This window comes from Paenibacillus sp. fava2, from assembly GCF_058313675.1.
Genome location: NZ_CM177755.1, coordinates 1,650,685 through 1,667,586 on the forward strand (window position 1 = coordinate 1,650,685; position 16,902 = coordinate 1,667,586).

Below are 16,902 nucleotides of genomic sequence, written 5' to 3' on the forward strand. Positions count from 1 at the left end.
AGCAGGAGGCCCTGATAATGGAAGCCAAGGATGTTGCCTTAATAACCATAGTTCATGATCCGGCCGGTTTGATGATAGAACCACTGAAAGAAGCTGCAGCAGCAATTTCAAAGGTTTTTAAATATAAATACATAGCTGTTAGTGCGTTAACCTCCGCGGCTCTGATAGAGCTTCTTAAAGTCCATCATTTCGAAGTGTTTATTGTGGAGAAAAAGGGAGTGGCCGAAGCCCGGAGGAGTATACTTAGACAAATGCGGCCGTTCAGTCATGAGTACTATCATTACTGTGATTTAGACAGGCTCATTACCTGGATGTCAATGTACCCTGAGGAGATACCGGAAGTACATGGAGAATTAATGAAATACAGCTATTTGATACTGGGACGGACAGAAGCAGCCTTTGATTCACATCCTGCCGACTGGAAAGAAACAGAGTCGTTAACGAACAAAATGTTCTCGATGAAGTTTGACCGTTATGCAGATATTTGCGCAGGCTCCTGTGCCATGAACAGAGAAATGCTGTTACATTTATCTGAAACATCCAAATCAAAGATGACGGATGCCGAATGGCCGCTAATTGTACAAAAAAGCTGCGGGTTAGCTGAGGTGGGTTACATGGAAGCGGACGGATTGATGTATCAGGAGCTCAATAAATCGGGCATCCAAGGTGAACTTGAAGAATGGTATGCACGGGTGAAGCTTCTATATTACATCAGTGAGTCGATCATGGAGCACTAAGTCATGAAAGGAAGTGATCCTATCCTTATCATTCTGGTATTACTCATATTGTTAGTGATAGTCCAGACCGTGTATATCCTGCATTATAAAAGCCAGGTCAGGAATATCGGCAGCCAGCTGTCGTTTATTATGGAGCACCATTCATTCAAGTTTATTACAACCCAATTAAAGCCGCGGGAAATCAGCCATCTGGTTCGTGAATGCAATGCCCTGCTAGACCGTCAGCGGGCGGTCGATCAGCAGTTCAGCCGTAAAAATGAAGAGATGAATGCCACCATCACCAGTCTGTCGCATGATATCAGAACTCCGCTTACGGCACTGGGCGGCTATCTGCAATTAGCGCAGCGTTCACAAGATCAGCAGGACAAGGATCAGTACATTTCACAGGCCAAGTCGAGAATAGAGCAGATTATCAAGCTGGTAGATGAGCTGTTTTTATATACCAAGCTTCAAAATCCGGAGTATGTCTTTGAGCTCGAATCCTTTGACATTGTTGGACTGCTGAAGCGGAACCTGTTCACCTTCATTGATGATTTTTCAAGGGCTGGATGTGAACCTGAACTAAAGCTCCCGGAGCTGGCCGTACCTGTAATGGGGGATATCAGTGCCGCAGAGCGGATTTTTGCAAATATCATCAGTAATTATCTCAAGCATGGGGAAGGGCCGTTTACCGTTGCTTGTGAGGAAAAAGAAGATACGGTATGCATACGCTTCACCAATCAGCTGAAGGAGGGCAGCCGGGTTAATGTCGAACAGATTTTTACCCGTTTCTATAAAGAAGATCCTTCCCGTACCGTTCACTCTTCCGGGCTTGGCCTCTCTATTGTGAAAGCGCTGATGGGCAAGCTGGACGGACATACAGAGGCTGTATGCACAGAGCATACCTTTAGCATCAGTGTTGAATTCAAAAAAACAGTAAAGGAGCGTACACATGTGCGGTAACGGAAGCGGCAGGCGGATTCTGATCGTTGAGGATGATTGGCATATTAACGGGATCATCCGTGACGGCCTTGCATCAGCAGGCTTTGAGTGCACGCAGGCGTATTCGGGCAGTGAGGGGAAAATGAACCTGGCTGCTCAGGAGTACCACCTTATTGTGCTTGACCTGATGCTCCCCGGGTTATCTGGAGAGCAGTTCATGCATTATCTGCGGAAGGAGCTTAAGTCCGGAGTTCCGGTGATTATCCTCTCGGCCAAGGACGGGCTGGATCATAAGCTGAACCTGTTCGCACTGGGGGCCGACGATTATGTGACCAAGCCCTTTGAGCTCGAGGAGCTGATTGCCCGCATTCATGTTCATATTCAGAGAAATAACGCCGGTGAACCGGTTAAGACTTTCCGGCATAAAAATCTGCTGCTGGACACAGACACATACAGTGTGAACGTTCACGGAACGGCGCTTAATCTGACCAGGCAGGAGTACCGGATTGTTGAGCTGCTGGTGAAGAACCCGGACCGGGTGTTCACGAAGCAGGATCTCTATGAGCTGGCCTGGGATGAGCTGTATATGGGCGAGGACAAAACAATAACCGTGCACATCAGCAACATCCGCAGCAAAATCAAACCGTACGACAGTGAAGCTTATATCGATACGATCTGGGGAATAGGCTTCCGGCTGAGTAAATAAGCGGCTTTGACATTTCTTAACCTTTTATTGGCGATATCTTAGTTTCATCCTGTTAACCTGGTTGTAAGGAGGTGCGGGCCATGACTGATTGTATAATTGAATGCTGCGGACTTACCAAAAGGTATAAATCAAAAGCAGCCGTGCTGAATGCCGGGCTCAAAATATACAGGGGCGAAATTGTCGGGATCATCGGTAAAAACGGTGCAGGCAAATCGACCCTGCTGAAGATGATCTCCGGACTGGTGTATCCTACCTCGGGGGAGCTACATTTTTTCAACCGTGCGGCGGCCGGGGAGCAGTCTTTTTTTGAGCGGATGGGTGTGCTGATCGAGAACCCCGGACTTTACCCGAATACTTCGGGCTACGAAAATCTGAAGCTGCTGGCTATAGCCTACGGCCTCAAGGACAGTAAAGCCAGAATAGAGGAATTACTGCAGCTGGTGGGTCTGGACAGTAATAATACGACCAAAGTTAAAGGCTATTCCATGGGAATGAAGCAACGTCTGGGTATCGCAGTCGCTCTGCTCGGTAACCCGGATGTACTGATCCTGGATGAGCCGATTAACGGTCTTGATCCGCAGGGTATTATGGAGATCCGGCAGCTGATTCTGGAGCTTAACCAAAAGGGGCTAACGATCCTTATTTCCAGCCACATTCTGGAGGAGTTATCCAAAATAGCGACCAAGTATGCCATCATTCATCAGGGTGAAATTGTCGAGGTGATCTCCAGAGAGGACCTGCAGCATAAGTGCGAGGAGCGGATTGAGCTCAGTGTGGAAGCAGCAGAGGCGGCGATTCCTATTCTGGAGCGTGAGCTGCAGATCACGAAATATAAGGTGATTGACGGCCGGACTTTGTATGTATATGACACGGATATGCAAATCCGCCGGATTACGCAGGTGCTGGTTGAGCATGGAGTTATGGTGGATTCGATAGCGAGGCACAAGCAGAGCCTGGAGCAATACTTCCTGGAACGGACGGAAAGAGCGGGTGAACTTCATGCTTAATATTCTCAAAATGGATTTCTACCGGTTCCGGCGCAATAAAATCATGTATCTGCTGCTTCTGGTATTCTGTGGCTTCCAAATCTTCGGGATCTTTATGACAAAGCAATACGCTCAGGAGATGGAAAAAGGCGGTGTTTCCGTCAGCAGCCTGAATGAGAGTGATTTCATCCAATACACTATTTCGCAGCCGCCATCGTGGATGCTGATTTACATTGCGGTGTTCAGCATTTTTTTCTACACAAGCGAATTCAATTCAGGCTTCCATAAAAATTACATCCCGATGCACAGAGCCAGAGTCCACTCTGTCTGTTCAAAAATACTGGTTCTCGCAGCGTTTGTCGCTATGCTGTTCCTTACCATGCTCGTTGCAGACTGGATCGGAAGATCGCTGTTTTTTGACAATACCAGTCTTGGTGATCTTATGTACCTGATTAAGCTGCTGCTCAGCCAATTCATGCTGCACTGGGCGTTCTCCATTCTTATCCTTTATATCGTTATGGTCGTCAAAAATGTGCTGATCAGTCTAACCGCCGGATTCGTCCTGGCACTGAATGTGGTTGGGATGGCCTTGTCTGCACTGGAAGCTCTGGTTAACGGCCTACATCTGTCGCAGTATCTGCTCATTAACACCATTGTCCGGGTAAAAGACTTCAATAATATAAATGACGTTATCCATACGGCTGCGGTTGCGGTGATTGTTATTCTTATATTTGGCTTCCTTGCGGTCCGGTATAAGCTGCGGGAGGATCTGAGCTGAGAGGCTGAGGAATGAGGAGCGGGCAGGCCCGTACCTATTTCACCCGTACATGCACTTCTGGGCACTAACCCACATACAATAAAAGGACCATGAACCCGTAGTTCTCATCATAGACCGGTTTCATTGTACATGTGCGGGAGGTGTCGCCAAGTTGCCAGGGATCATAAGTACAATCGCGCTGCTGATTAAAGAGTTAACGCTGCTGGTGTCGTATGTAAGAAACAACGCTTTTCCACAACCACTCTCCGAGCAGGATGAAAGCAAATACTTAGGCATGATGGCTGAGGGAGATGCCAAGGCTAGAAATCTGTTAATTGAACATAACCTGCGGCTTGTTGCCCATATAGTCAAAAAATTCGACAATACAGGGGAGGACATGGAGGACCTGATCTCCATCGGCACCATCGGGCTGATCAAAGCCATCGAGAGCTACCGCCCGAATAAAGGCACGAAGCTCGCCACTTTTGCCGCCCGTTGTATCGAGAATGAAATCCTCATGCATTTGAGATCGCTTAAAAAGACCAAAAAGGATGTATCCCTGCATGATCCTATCGGGACGGACAAGGAAGGCAACGAGATTACACTGATCGATATCCTCGGTTCCGACGCAGATGATATTGTCAAAGAAGTGGATCTGAAGATCGAGAAGAGTAAGATATATCGTAATCTGGATATATTGGATGACCGTGAGAAAGAGGTAGTCGTCGGCCGCTTTGGCCTCGATACCGGCGGGGAAGAGCGAACGCAGCGGGAGATTGCGAAGGAGCTGGGGATTTCTCGGAGTTATGTTTCAAGAATAGAGAAGAGGGCACTGATGAAGCTTTATCATGAGTTTTATAAGGCGAAGCGGTGAGAGTATGGGGCTGTCTTTAGACAGCCTTGTTTGTATATAAAACGGATTTCTTCAATTTCCGGTTGAGCAGCAGGCTGATATCCTGCAACGCCTATTAACCCTCCTTATATTGCTTACTCACCTGCTGGATGATGAGAAGCATGTTAAATACCTCCTTATGCAAATCTTCGATAATATTTGTTCAGTTAGATGCCAGCAAAATTAAAAAGCTTGCAAGCCACAGTGGTTTGGTAAAGTTAAGATTAAAGCCACTCATTTTTTATTGATCCAATCAACGTTTGGAAGGGTTTGGGGGATTGATGTAGAAATATGTATTTATATGGAGTTATAAATGTCTACACATATATATCAGTAGATGGTGCAGAACAAACAATACATAAAAGTTTAAACGTGGAGGATGGAACCTATGCAGCAAGAAGAAGTGATTCTGGGAGCAAGAGCCCTGGGAGATCAGATTCCTAAAATCATGCCGACCTATGACATCATGTTAAGTCAGATCAGCGAAATAAGAGAAAAAGTGAAGCGGTTGGAATGCAGCAATAGAGACCAAAATACTGGAAAGCAGGTCTACATTAATACTATTGGCATATTTGGTCCTAGAGGCGCTGGGAAATCGTCCGCCCTATATACATTGAGAAGCAAAATGGACAGTAAATCCAGTATCCTGCTGCCCTTGATCGAACCAGATAATTTTGGTGAAAATACGAAGATCGTCGGATCGATTGTCGGTTTTTTAAAAGAAACAGGAGAAAATTTGCTGGAAGACTTAAAAAAGAGAGATTTGAAGTGTGATGAAAGGAAACATCTAATCGATAATTTAGCCGATTACTATAATGCGGGAATATACAAGCCCAATAATAAGCTGAAACAGCTGATCAATGATACGATTGAATATCACTTATATACCGAGAATCAATATCGGAATATCCTTACCCAGCATTACGAGGACCTGGCTGTTTATGTAAAAAACTCATCCCGTGTGCTCAGTCCGGACATTGCCTTCAAGAAGAAGTTCTATGAGCTGATCGATGAAATTATTCGCGTGAAGCAAGCATTGGACAATCCAAATGAACCAATATTAATCTTTATCTTTATTGATGATATTGACCTCCAGACCTCCAAAACAAGGGAGTTGATGGAGGCGTTATTGCAAAATACGGATCATCCCAATTTGGTTACAGTTCTGTCGGGAGACTACGATATATTGTTAGAATCACTGACGTTGGCATTGCTTGCGGACGAGCCCTTACAACAAGTCGGCTTAAATGCGTATGATTCATTAAAGTCACTGGATCATCCTTACAAAGGAAAGAGTACTGATCAAGGAGAGCTACTTACAATTATAAGGCGCAAGTCGGAGCTGGCACATGAATATTTAAAAAAAGTCATTCCATCAGCCAGAAGACATCAGCTGGTGAATTGGAATACGGAAACGATTCCGTACTTTTCATTTGGTCAGTATAGATTGCTGGATCGAATGGCTCAGTTGATGGGGGAACGGTCAATATTCAACTATGTGAACCCAAATAGTAAAAATGAACGTGATCGCTACTTACCGTTAAAGAAAAACTATATCGTATTTGATGAGAGACCGCGCGGGCTTGTGCATGCCTATTATAATTTGGTGCAACTGTTAAGTGACATTGAGAATAACAAGACAGTTTTATTCGAATCTGTCAAAGTCTTTGTAGACACGCTGATTCTTTCCAATACGAAATTGCTTAAGCATCAGCAATGGCTGTTTGAGCAATTTTTGCAGTGGGGGAGTGATGAGAACTCTACTAATATAAATTACTCCGCTTGGAACAAGTATGAGGATGAAAATAAAGATAAAGCAGACTTAAGTTTACAAATATTTATAGTTGCAGAAATTGCCAAGGAATTATTGCCTAATGTGAGATATGAAGTGGGGACGTTTACAGCGTTTAAAGACAAATTGTTTGAGGATTTCATTGGAGGAAATAAAGGGAGTAAAGATGATGTTTATTATTATAGACATAGATTATACCATCTGATGCGCGCCTTAGTGTTACATACAGATGTACCTGAGGCAATGTTCATGATAGAGTACCTTTCGAAATCTGCATATGATCCATACTATTACGAGTACGAGTACACGAGTAATAATAACAGAAGGGGAAGAGATCGGTTTGTAGTGGAGTGTATAGCCCAATTGCAAGAACAGTACCCTTCCGTATTTAGGCCACTTTATTACAAAGCTCAGAATGAAAAAAATGACGAAGTCAATAAAGCACTCAATATTTTACATGATCTGTGCAACATACCTCCAGAGTATGAAGTAACAGAGCGTGTATTTGAAGAAGTGCTGCGAAATTTCAACTTTCAGAAAACTCAAGATAGTATAAGTGATGACGAAATTAAGAGGATGTTATTTATCAATAGCCTAACCCTCATTAGAGAAATGCAACATGAGGACTCTACTGGAAGTACGCATGGTGATTTGAATAGTAGTATAACTGTTATAACAAAAGATCAAAATAACATTTTGGCAAAAGCATTGGTATCTACTGCTAAAAGGTTATCTGAGAATCCAGGAACCAAATTGTCTAAGAGTGTAACCCAAACTATTAATAATAGGATGAATATATTCGGAAAATACATATTTAGTAAGCTTAAGGAATCAAATATTACGGTGCAGATTGATATGACTGTACCATTAAGCGAGGCATATAAAGAATTTGGAGATGGATATTCTGGTGATGGAAACACTATTTACAATAAATGCAAATACATTGTATTTGAATATCTTTATCGATATGATAATCGCATCTATATTAATTTCGAGAATTATATAAAAGTAATGCAAAGCCTGCTAAAACTAGCAACAAATAACCGTGCATGGTATGGACGAAGTGAAGCTAGAAATTTGTATAATTCTTTGCGATACTCCTCGATTATAGCTGAACGTAATCAGAATACTTCTGAGGAGAATATGAATTCATTTTTTACCGGTAATGATAAGCTCATTTTGAATTTATATTATCAATATTATGCTGGTACACAAACATTTTCAGATGATCAAGTTTATGAGAATGCGAAGGCTGGCATTAGAGCAAAACTGGATGAGGCCTTTAACTATATCAAAGTCCAAACCGAGATCGAACTCAGTGAGTTTGGTTTTAACTTAGATGAGGCAGAAGAACAACCGGAATCCCGCGGTGAAGCCGAATGATTTCCAAAATTAACCTTCTAATCAACATCTCATTGTTTCCCATTCAGAATCTTAAGTTTTATGGTCAGCAGGATCTTGTGCAGGCTTTGGATTATACGGGAACTGGAAGTCTGGCCAAGAAAAAGCGGGAGAATGCGCACAGCGGCATTCGCAGCAAGCTGTATGCAGAGATTCTTAGTAAGACCGAGCCAAATAGTTTGGATGAAATCAATCTCATGCTGCAAAAGTTTTACCCCATGTTTTGCAGTGAGAAAGAGGCTGAACGATGCGGCTTCAAATCGGCAAATTCAGAAGAAATCAGAGTGTATTTTATCGAGAAAATGTTGTACCAGCATTATTTTTATATATTAGAAGAGTTCTCAAATGCGTTATTGTCTTATCGTGACGGAGATGTCATCTTCAAGTATTGGAAAAATGACGCGAATAAGGATAAGCAGTGGAAGTTCATTGATTTTATGGAGAAGTTCAAGGGGCAGGACAAAGTGCTCTTTTTTCATGCTTTTAGCCGATTTATTCCGGTAGATCTGCTGGTCGCTGTGCACCACTCCAGGAATAACATTCACGATCCTATACAGCTTCACGAATTTTACCAGCACATCAATCTTGCGGACGCACCGCTAGACGACATCCTTGCCAGAGGAGTGGCGGAGAATCACGTGCATGCTTCAGCTGCATTCAACTTCTCAATTCTGTGGCAAAGATTGATGAACGGGTTATATCCGTCGGAATATTTCAGGAAATTTACAACGACTCATTTTGCTGCCTCCCCACAGGTGCATGAATACATATGGACTGCACGGCTGCTGCGGTTGGTGATGTCTCTGTATTTAAAAGACACTTACGCCGGTTATTCTCAATCCATGTATGAATGGATCAAAGACAGCTTTGAAGGTGAGCCTGAAACGTGTAAACTGTTGCTTGATCTATATGAGAATAAAGACAGCCGGTTTGCTCGATTGGACCAACTCCAGGAAGCCATCGAGCGTGTAGAGATTGCTTTTTTGGGGGGAGCGAAGGAGAAGTATCCTGATTTTATAGACTGGATTTTTCCGCAATTTCAATATATTAAGACTTACGGAGAAAATATCTTTCTGCACCAAGTGATGGCCTACAAGCGCAAGCTGGAGGATAAGGTTGGTTCTTCGAGTCATTATGAACAATTCTTCCGTCTGTTCTTTATGTACATCTCTATAAAGAATGAATTTTATCAGCAAGTCACACAGCCTTCAGTTCTGCATGGCTTGGATTTCTTTAGAGGTTATTTTGGCCGGGCTACAGATGGAGTAAAAGCAGATCAAGCTTATTACACGATTATGCTGCGGTCACTGTTTCAAAACAGATATTTGCAGAAGATCGAACTCCGGATTTCAATCATGGATAGCGAAACTAAGAACAGGACGAAACTGCTTCATATCCTAGAATCGTATAGACAAATTCTTGTTGATGATTTTAAGGTGAAGGATGATCCAAATTCGGAATTTCCATTGTTGGGCATTGTGTATCATTTAATCAAACGGCCGGATAATGTGGATAAGGACAGCTCGTGGTTTGATGAAGCGCGTGACCATACACTAAAGAAGCTTTATTTCGGTGAGCATCAAGAAACTTACATTAAACAAGTGCAGATGTTACAACAGCTTCGTAAAACTGTCCCGATGGCCACAAATTTTATTGTTGGGCTGGACGCGGCGAGTGTAGAGAACTATACGCCTGTTCAAGTATTTGCGCCTGTATTTGAGGAAGCACGGGATAGTCAGTATGACTCATTGAGGATTGTTGACCCGGAAGGGAACGTTCTGCCTAGACAAAGCTTATTCTTCACGTTTCATGCAGGCGAAGAATTCCGCCACTTGAATTCGGGTTTGAGACGTATGGATGAGGTCATTGATTACTGTAAACTGCATGCCGGGGATCGGCTAGGGCATGGAATCGCACTGGGAGTGGATATTGAGGAGTGGGTTCGAAGAAATCCGATCGTCATTATGCCCCGTGGTGAATATCTCGACAATTTATTATGGATATGGGGAGTATACAGCAGTACAACCCAGCTACGGACAGAAACATTGGTTTATTTGGAGAAACAGATTGATGAAATGGCAGACTGTATTTTTAGCGGCAACGTTTCTGCTGGTAATCTTCGCATATCCTCTCTTTTTAAAACATACAAAAGGCGCTTCAAGAGAATAAAAGACGAAGTACAAAAGGCTAACTTTAAAAAGGAAAACCCTGAAAATCATCTGTTTTTATGCTATCACCAGGAAAGCACTTTAACTAAAATGAATGAACCCATTTATGTGGATATGAATGCAATCGAGAAGATGATGATTAAAGATATGCAAGATTATCTGGTTCACAAAATTTCCTTAAGCGGCATTGTTATTGAGGTGAATCCCTCCTCCAACGAAGCAATCGGAGAAATAGACTCGCTGTTTGGCAATCAGCTGTTCAAAGTTCAGTCCGCTGAGAATCGGGATTTATCTAATATTATAGTGAATATAAACTCTGATGACCCTATGGTCTTCAACACGAATGTCAGTAATGAATTGGTATACATGTATTATGGGATGCTGCAGCAAGGCATTGGAAGGGAGGCTGCCCTCGATTGGATTGAGAAGCTTAGAAGGTCAGGCATGGAGACATCCTTCATCAGAGGGACCCGGAGCCGGGCACAATATTTGCGTATTCTGAATATGACAATTGAGGCATTAAAAGATCCGTATTATTGTTAGCAGTGAAATAGCAAAGAAGGAGAGTCTGCACACTGTGGAGAAAGTACTGAATTACCTTTTTGATTTTATTGGGATATTTATACCGGGTGTTACGTTCTGGCTTTTCCTCTGGCTGACAACAGGTCTGCTTCTTCCTATGGACAGCTTACAAACTCTTGTGAACAAGCTTTCGAACAAACCAATGCTGCTGGCAGACACATCTTACCCTTTTGTCCAGGCTATTGTTTCTCGTGAAGCTTTTATTCTTGTTTTAGTTATTATCGTTTGTTATATTACCGGAATTGTTTTTTTCGAAACGCAGAAGTTTGGGAGCAAGGATCAACAGAATGAACAGGACTTTAGTGATGTGAACAAGGAAAATATAAAGCTGGTTACATTCATCAATGAAGAGCTGCAATCGCAAATGAAAGTAGACTGGACTTCCGTGGTCGGCAAGAACAAATGGATTGTTTATTACCGATGGGCAAATATACTAAGTTCCAATTCTTCTGATAGATCAAATTTGCAGTTGATGCTGGCTAAAACTATTCTTCATCGCTCGCTTATGGGCGTGTTCAGGTTGCTGAGTTGGATCGTTTGGATATCGGTTCTGCTTGCGTTTGCAGGGGATGTTCTTCGGTCGAATGCCACTATAGCAAATTCCGCCTATTACCTAATTGTAGGGATGTGTGCATTTTTGGTGTATAAATGTTTTTTATCCAGTTTTTTTACTGAGACTAGTGAGGAACACCGAAAGCTTTTGCACAACGAATCCATACTTGTACTGTCAAAGTATTATCTAGCGAAAAAGGAATCGTAAGCTTAATACGTATTTAAAATGAAAAAGCATTGCTTCTCCGGATGGAGGATAGACAGTGCTTTTTTAATAGAACGTCATTTACATTTACCGGAAACTGTGTCCGCTGTTTCTTTGGAAATAAAAAAGAGGTATATACATTAATGCGGTCGTTTTAATAAAACTATTCTTGTAAAATAAATTTTTTGGAATATGCCATATAACTTAATTTTTAAGTGTAAAAAAATAAACCTCCCAAGTATGCGGGAGGTTTATTTGCTATACAAAATGTAGAGACTCGCCAGAGTCGATCGGGAGCCATTGCCTGTTGAAGAATGTAGAGCTTAAATCGGCATAATACGTAGTAATAGGTAGGCGACATTTTAATAATGAACCGATGTGCATGAAAGAAAGATGATAAATATCTTGAATTATTGCTTCGATCGGTAGCGATCCCTTTTTCTTGATAATTTTAATCGGTTGTGCTGTGCCGACACGTGGATGAGGATTTGTGGCGATAAGATATGCCGACTCATCTTTAAGATAACACAGCCCTGGCTTGGTCTCCCAACCTTGCTTACCGACAGTTAGAGCCATGCGGCGATTCGTTTTCTTGATGATCTCAACCATGTCATATTGTACACCCAAACTATTCATTACTTCGTTTAGACTATTTAAATCTTCTCTACAAAAACCATCCCGGTGAAAAGTAATATGCTTTGGTCTTTCATTGTAATGTTGCAGATATTGGTCTATCGCTGAATATACAATTTGACACATAGTTTCATGACGGATTTTTTCACCGGCCTCATTAGAGGTATTTGCCTTGCTAGACAATACTCTGCCGTCCTTTCCTACGACCTGTACAATCCCTGTAGAGTGTCTACCAGCTTCATGAGATACATCCAACCCAATAAAACAATCAGATGATAGAGATGAATTTAAGATCCAGGGTTGAATGCCGGATTTAGAATAAAGTCCTAACAATAAATTGCCTAGAATGTAATCATTAGCTTTTTGAAGAGTTTCTATAGTTATGAACTGAGTTGGTACTGAAGAATTTCCTCCGAATTCTTTCTTTACCGAATCATACCACATGCCTGAAATATTCTCTGGGATTATTACAAGAGTCAACTCTTTAAACGAATTTTTTGTAAGCTCCTTCAGTAGGATGGCAAGTTGGTGTGGATTTGTGAAATCTATTGGTTTGTTCCGATATTCTCCTGATTTTTTTAAGATTGATAATGGTACACCCCATTTATGGGATAGCGCTTGTAATTTATCATTAAATTCAGTTATCACATCGAGTTTTGAATCTATCAATTCCGGGTAAACAAGTAAATTTATTGATAAAGGTCTTGAGGCTATTACACCGCCCTTATCAAGTCCATATTTAAGCTGTGTTTGAGTAACATTTTTTCCGAATTGAAGATTAGGATTTGACAACTCTAATATTTCATACCCAGCTTGTTGGACTAGGAGCTTTTGTCTATTAAATTTAATTTTATCAGTGCGTGCTAATATTTTTTGTATTTCATCCAGCAATGTCTTAATTTTTTGATTTGCGTTTTGTTTAAAAATTTCTGATGTTTGACGCATTACATTAGAAGGAAGCGACTCGAAAGTAAGTTCTTTTTGTAGCATAGCTGGTGCGTAAGCAATGCGAGATCCATTAAACGCTTTTAGATAGACAACAGGCATACTCTGTTCAAGTTTATCAACTTTCCAAGCTTGCTTTCGTTCTTTAGAAAAATAATTAACAACAGATTGATTAAGTTCTGGAATTGAATCATTGATTGTAGAATTGGAGATCTCCACAAACTCATAATGCAGATTGTTATATATATCAATTACTCGATCGCCTTTAAAAATTGCATTTGATTTCATTAGATCATATACCGATTCATATGTACGATAGCTATGATTTAAATCAAAACCAACGGTAATTTTACCCGTGTAATCTACATTAACATCACATTGTATAACCCTGTGTATTGAAATATTTTCTACGACTTTTTCAGCTTTTAACCAGGTGAATTTCCGACTCCCAGCAGCAATTTCTTTTTTAGGTTGAACGCTTTCTATAGTTCTTAAAAGTAATCGTTCTAGTATAGCTCTTTCTGCTAAGATGCTGGGATTAATTGGGCGGTATTCATGCTGAATGAATGTGTATTCACCCCAATTTTCAATGGGTTGCCAGCTTGCAATATATTGATCATAAAAATCGATAATGAGCGATCTGTTCAATTTTCTAAGATCAAAACAAGCATTTCCGTTTTCTTTATGCTGTTCAAATACATTACGCACTGGTAGCGTATAAAAATGAATATCTAGAGTATCTGTATTAGTGTCTGATTCCCATTCTGTAAGTACGTAGTGTGTTAGTGGTGTATTCATAATCTGTTCTGTTCACTCTCCCTATTGTCCTATACCGCAATATCTATATGGCATATTTTAACTATACAATATATCCCATGCGTCATCTACAAGCATCTTGGAATAAGACTTCTAAGAAAACAAGATGATCTTACATCGCATCGTGTCCACAACCTCAAAAAATTCGACAATACAGGGGAGGACATGGAGGACCTGATCTCCATCGGCACCATCGGGCTGATCAAAGCCATCGAGAGCTACCGCCCGAATAAAGGCACGAAGCTCGCCACTTTTGCCGCCCGTTGTATCGAGAATGAAATCCTCATGCATTTGAGATCGCTTAAAAAGACCAAAAAGGATGTATCCCTGCATGATCCTATCGGGACGGACAAGGAAGGCAACGAGATTACACTGATCGATATCCTCGGTTCCGACGCAGATGATATTGTCAAAGAAGTGGATCTGAAGATCGAGAAAAGCAAGATATATCGTAATCTGGATATTCTGGATGACCGGGAGAAGGAAGTGGTGGTTGGCCGCTTCGGCCTGGACACCGGCGGGGAGGAGCGGACACAGCGGGAGATTGCTAAGGAGCTAGGAATCAGCCGCAGTTATGTATCGCGGATTGAGAAAAGGGCGCTGATGAAGTTGTATCATGAGTTTTATAAGGCGAAGCGGTAACCGATTTAAAGAGTAATATTCGTTAATAAAAGGTCCTTTACTTAGCGACTTGTCTACGGATGAGTTGCTTTTGTTTTTTAGAAGTGGAATTTAGAAATCACATGCATTGCAATTAGGGGACTTTATTATGGCAACATACAAAGAAATATTTGATCTTCATGTTCAACTGCTCCATATATACGAAAAGAACGAAACGCATCAGGGAGCAAATCAGAAGCAAATTAATTATTTTAAGAAACAACTTCTTCTTACAGAAGATATAGTTCAGCGAATTTTTGTGTTGAACCAACTCATAAAGATCCATGAGAAGGGAAGGGAGCAAATTGTTAAGTAGTGTTCTGAAGAATACTTCGAATAAGCGATTATCAAAAATAGCTTAGGGGTAGGGACCGCACCGAAAAGTGGTTACTTATTTCCACTATTCGTGATAATCCAATAATCATAGAAGGAACGCATCGTATCTACCGAGTCCTGGCTGTCCTCTGCTACCCTCGCAGTAGAATACATCATTAAGATTGTTTTTATCATGGGGTCAATAAACCTTCCGCCCAAGATAGCATAACTCTTAAGTTGTGATCAAAAGTCACTTTACAGGGGAGGTATGAAGCTCGCCACGGATGCTGCCAGATGTATCGAGAATGATGCACCCCCGGTAATTGAAGAAACCCGTAAAGACATATTCCTGTACGACCGGATTTTGACAGACAAAGAAGAAAGAGCAACTTATCTGAGGATAAGTTGTTGCTGTTTGACATGTAGTTATTCATTGAGGACATTAGGATGACAAACAAAGAATTATAGAGTCTGCATTTTCAATTAACGGAGGATCGGCAGCAGCGCTAAAATACTACATATTGTAACATCTGTGCCGATTCTCTACTGATAAAGTAACATGCTAAGCGTTAGCTGAAGCGATTTGGACTCTGGAAAGTATTGTTTCGGCTGCAATTTGCAGAGCTTCAACTTTGTCTATACGTTCCCATGGCACATCCAAGTCATTCCTGCCAAAATGTCCGTATGCAGCTGTTCTACGATAGATTGGTTTGCGAAGATCCAGCATTTTAATAATGCCTGCCGGGCGAAGATCAAAGAGACCCTTGATCAACTCGACGATTTCATAATCGGGAATTTTTCCGGTTCCGTAAGTATTTATCATGATTGATACAGGCTTTGCCACACCGATTGCGTAGGCAATTTGAATTTCGCATTTGTCGGCCAGGCCGGCGGCAACGATGTTCTTGGCGACATACCTTGCGGCATAAGCTCCGGAGCGGTCCACTTTGGTCGGATCCTTCCCGGAGAAAGCTCCGCCGCCGTGTCTTGCATAACCGCCATAAGTATCGACAATAATTTTACGTCCGGTTAGACCGGCGTCACCTTGCGGACCTCCGATAACGAATCTGCCTGTCGGGTTGATGAAAATATTGGTGGATTCATCCAGATATTCCGAAGGGATGGAATGCTCAATAACAAAGCGTATCATATCCTGTCTGATTTGCTCCAATGTAACGTTCGGGTCATGTTGGGTTGATATTACAACCGTATCGATGCGAACCGGCTTGTCTTGCTCATATTCAACTGTAACCTGTGTTTTGGCATCAGGACGTAAATAAGAAAGCGTCTTGGTCTTGCGCAATTCAGTTAGTCTTCTGGCAAGTTTATGTGCCAGCATGATGGGCATCGGCATGAATTCCGGGGTTTCGTTGCAGGCAAAACCGAACATAAGACCCTGGTCACCTGCCCCGATCATCTCCAGTTCATCCTCTTCCATTCGTCCTTCCTTAGCTTCCAAGGAAACATCTACTCCCATAGCTATATCGGGGGATTGTTGATTTATAGCTATCAGTACTGCGCTGCTATCACAATCAAAACCGAGTTTTGCCCGTGTATAGCCAATATCGCGAATAGCACTGCGAACAATTTGCGGATAGTCGATCATGGCCGAGGTTGTAATCTCACCGGTCACCAGTAAGAGACCTGTAGATGTCGCTGTTTCACAGGCTACCCTTGCATTTGGGTCCTGTATCAGAATTGCATCAAGTATAGCATCTGAGATTTGATCGCACATCTTATCCGGGTGACCTTCGGTCACAGACTCGGATGTAAATAAATGACGGTCTTCCACAAATATCATTCCTTTCGACGAGGAAATATAAAATTTAACAAT

At 41.9% G+C, this 16,902-nt stretch carries 13 protein-coding genes; 11 read left to right on the forward strand and 2 right to left on the reverse strand.

Going from position 1 to position 16,902, the window contains the following annotated elements:
* Nucleotides 1-17: 17 nt before the first annotated feature.
* The 9 genes from AC4G46_RS07320 (at nucleotide 18) to AC4G46_RS07360 (ending at nucleotide 11,702) form a co-directional block, all read left to right on the forward strand.
* Complete coding sequence (locus AC4G46_RS07320) at nucleotides 18-737, forward strand: hypothetical protein (protein WP_491127341.1); 720 nt, start codon at nucleotides 18-20, stop codon at nucleotides 735-737.
* A gap of 69 nt (nucleotides 738-806) precedes the next feature.
* The gene (locus tag AC4G46_RS07325; RefSeq protein WP_491127342.1) at nucleotides 807-1,679 is read left to right on the forward strand and encodes a sensor histidine kinase; all 873 of its coding nucleotides are present in this window, start codon (nucleotides 807-809) and stop codon (nucleotides 1,677-1,679) included.
* On the forward strand, nucleotides 1,669-2,364 hold the full coding sequence (locus AC4G46_RS07330) for a response regulator transcription factor (protein WP_491127343.1): 696 nt from the start codon (nucleotides 1,669-1,671) through the stop codon (nucleotides 2,362-2,364). The genes AC4G46_RS07325 and AC4G46_RS07330 overlap by 11 nt, the downstream gene beginning before the upstream one ends.
* Nucleotides 2,365-2,444: 80 nt before the next feature.
* Complete coding sequence (locus AC4G46_RS07335) at nucleotides 2,445-3,371, forward strand: ABC transporter ATP-binding protein (RefSeq protein WP_491127344.1); 927 nt, start codon at nucleotides 2,445-2,447, stop codon at nucleotides 3,369-3,371.
* A complete protein-coding gene (locus tag AC4G46_RS07340; protein WP_491127345.1) occupies nucleotides 3,364-4,128 on the forward strand; it encodes an ABC transporter permease in 765 nt (254 codons plus the stop codon). Before AC4G46_RS07335 ends, AC4G46_RS07340 begins: the two co-directional genes overlap by 8 nt.
* A gap of 151 nt (nucleotides 4,129-4,279) precedes the next feature.
* A complete protein-coding gene (sigK, locus tag AC4G46_RS07345) occupies nucleotides 4,280-4,981 on the forward strand; it encodes an RNA polymerase sporulation sigma factor SigK (RefSeq protein ID WP_054939435.1) in 702 nt (233 codons plus the stop codon).
* 406 nt (nucleotides 4,982-5,387) lie between these two features.
* Nucleotides 5,388-8,174: a P-loop NTPase fold protein gene (locus AC4G46_RS07350; RefSeq protein WP_491127346.1), complete on the forward strand. Its 2,787-nt coding sequence runs from the start codon at nucleotides 5,388-5,390 to the stop codon at nucleotides 8,172-8,174.
* Nucleotides 8,171-10,903 carry a hypothetical protein gene (locus AC4G46_RS07355; RefSeq protein WP_491127347.1) on the forward strand — a complete coding sequence of 911 codons (2,733 nt, stop codon included), beginning with the start codon at nucleotides 8,171-8,173 and terminating at the stop codon, nucleotides 10,901-10,903. Before AC4G46_RS07350 ends, AC4G46_RS07355 begins: the two co-directional genes overlap by 4 nt.
* Nucleotides 10,904-10,937: 34 nt before the next feature.
* Nucleotides 10,938-11,702 carry a hypothetical protein gene (locus AC4G46_RS07360; RefSeq protein ID WP_491127348.1) on the forward strand — a complete coding sequence of 255 codons (765 nt, stop codon included), beginning with the start codon at nucleotides 10,938-10,940 and terminating at the stop codon, nucleotides 11,700-11,702.
* 255 nt (nucleotides 11,703-11,957) lie between these two features.
* Here AC4G46_RS07360 and AC4G46_RS07365 read toward each other — a convergent pair whose 3' ends face one another.
* Nucleotides 11,958-14,075, reverse strand: a complete 2,118-nt coding sequence (locus AC4G46_RS07365) for a Piwi domain-containing protein (protein ID WP_491127349.1) — start codon at nucleotides 14,073-14,075, stop codon at nucleotides 11,958-11,960.
* A 102-nt stretch (nucleotides 14,076-14,177) separates the two neighbouring features.
* Here AC4G46_RS07365 and sigK (AC4G46_RS07370) point away from each other — a divergent pair, with 102 nt between their 5' ends.
* Nucleotides 14,178-14,735: an RNA polymerase sporulation sigma factor SigK gene (gene sigK, locus AC4G46_RS07370; protein WP_491128810.1), complete on the forward strand. Its 558-nt coding sequence runs from the start codon at nucleotides 14,178-14,180 to the stop codon at nucleotides 14,733-14,735.
* Nucleotides 14,736-14,862: 127 nt separating this feature from the next.
* Complete coding sequence (locus AC4G46_RS07375) at nucleotides 14,863-15,069, forward strand: hypothetical protein (protein ID WP_491127350.1); 207 nt, start codon at nucleotides 14,863-14,865, stop codon at nucleotides 15,067-15,069.
* A gap of 561 nt (nucleotides 15,070-15,630) precedes the next feature.
* Here the strand turns inward: AC4G46_RS07375 and metK are convergent.
* Complete coding sequence (gene metK / locus AC4G46_RS07380) at nucleotides 15,631-16,869, reverse strand: methionine adenosyltransferase (RefSeq protein ID WP_491127351.1); 1,239 nt, start codon at nucleotides 16,867-16,869, stop codon at nucleotides 15,631-15,633.
* Between the last annotated feature and the right edge of the window lie 33 nt (nucleotides 16,870-16,902).

Excerpts from the sequence above, each read along its gene's own strand:
- AC4G46_RS07320 (WP_491127341.1), top strand. The coding sequence starts at position 18 with ATGGAAGCCAAGGATGTTGCCTTAATAACCATAGTTCATGATCCGGCC.
- AC4G46_RS07330 (WP_491127343.1), top strand. The coding sequence starts at position 1,669 with ATGTGCGGTAACGGAAGCGGCAGGCGGATTCTGATCGTTGAGGATGAT.
- AC4G46_RS07335 (WP_491127344.1), top strand. The coding sequence starts at position 2,445 with ATGACTGATTGTATAATTGAATGCTGCGGACTTACCAAAAGGTATAAA.
- AC4G46_RS07340 (WP_491127345.1), top strand. The coding sequence starts at position 3,364 with ATGCTTAATATTCTCAAAATGGATTTCTACCGGTTCCGGCGCAATAAA.
- AC4G46_RS07350 (WP_491127346.1), top strand. The coding sequence starts at position 5,388 with ATGCAGCAAGAAGAAGTGATTCTGGGAGCAAGAGCCCTGGGAGATCAG.
- AC4G46_RS07355 (WP_491127347.1), top strand. The coding sequence starts at position 8,171 with ATGATTTCCAAAATTAACCTTCTAATCAACATCTCATTGTTTCCCATT.
- AC4G46_RS07365 (WP_491127349.1), bottom strand. The coding sequence starts at position 14,075 with ATGAATACACCACTAACACACTACGTACTTACAGAATGGGAATCAGAC.
- AC4G46_RS07375 (WP_491127350.1), top strand. The coding sequence starts at position 14,863 with ATGGCAACATACAAAGAAATATTTGATCTTCATGTTCAACTGCTCCAT.
- metK (WP_491127351.1), bottom strand. The coding sequence starts at position 16,869 with ATGATATTTGTGGAAGACCGTCATTTATTTACATCCGAGTCTGTGACC.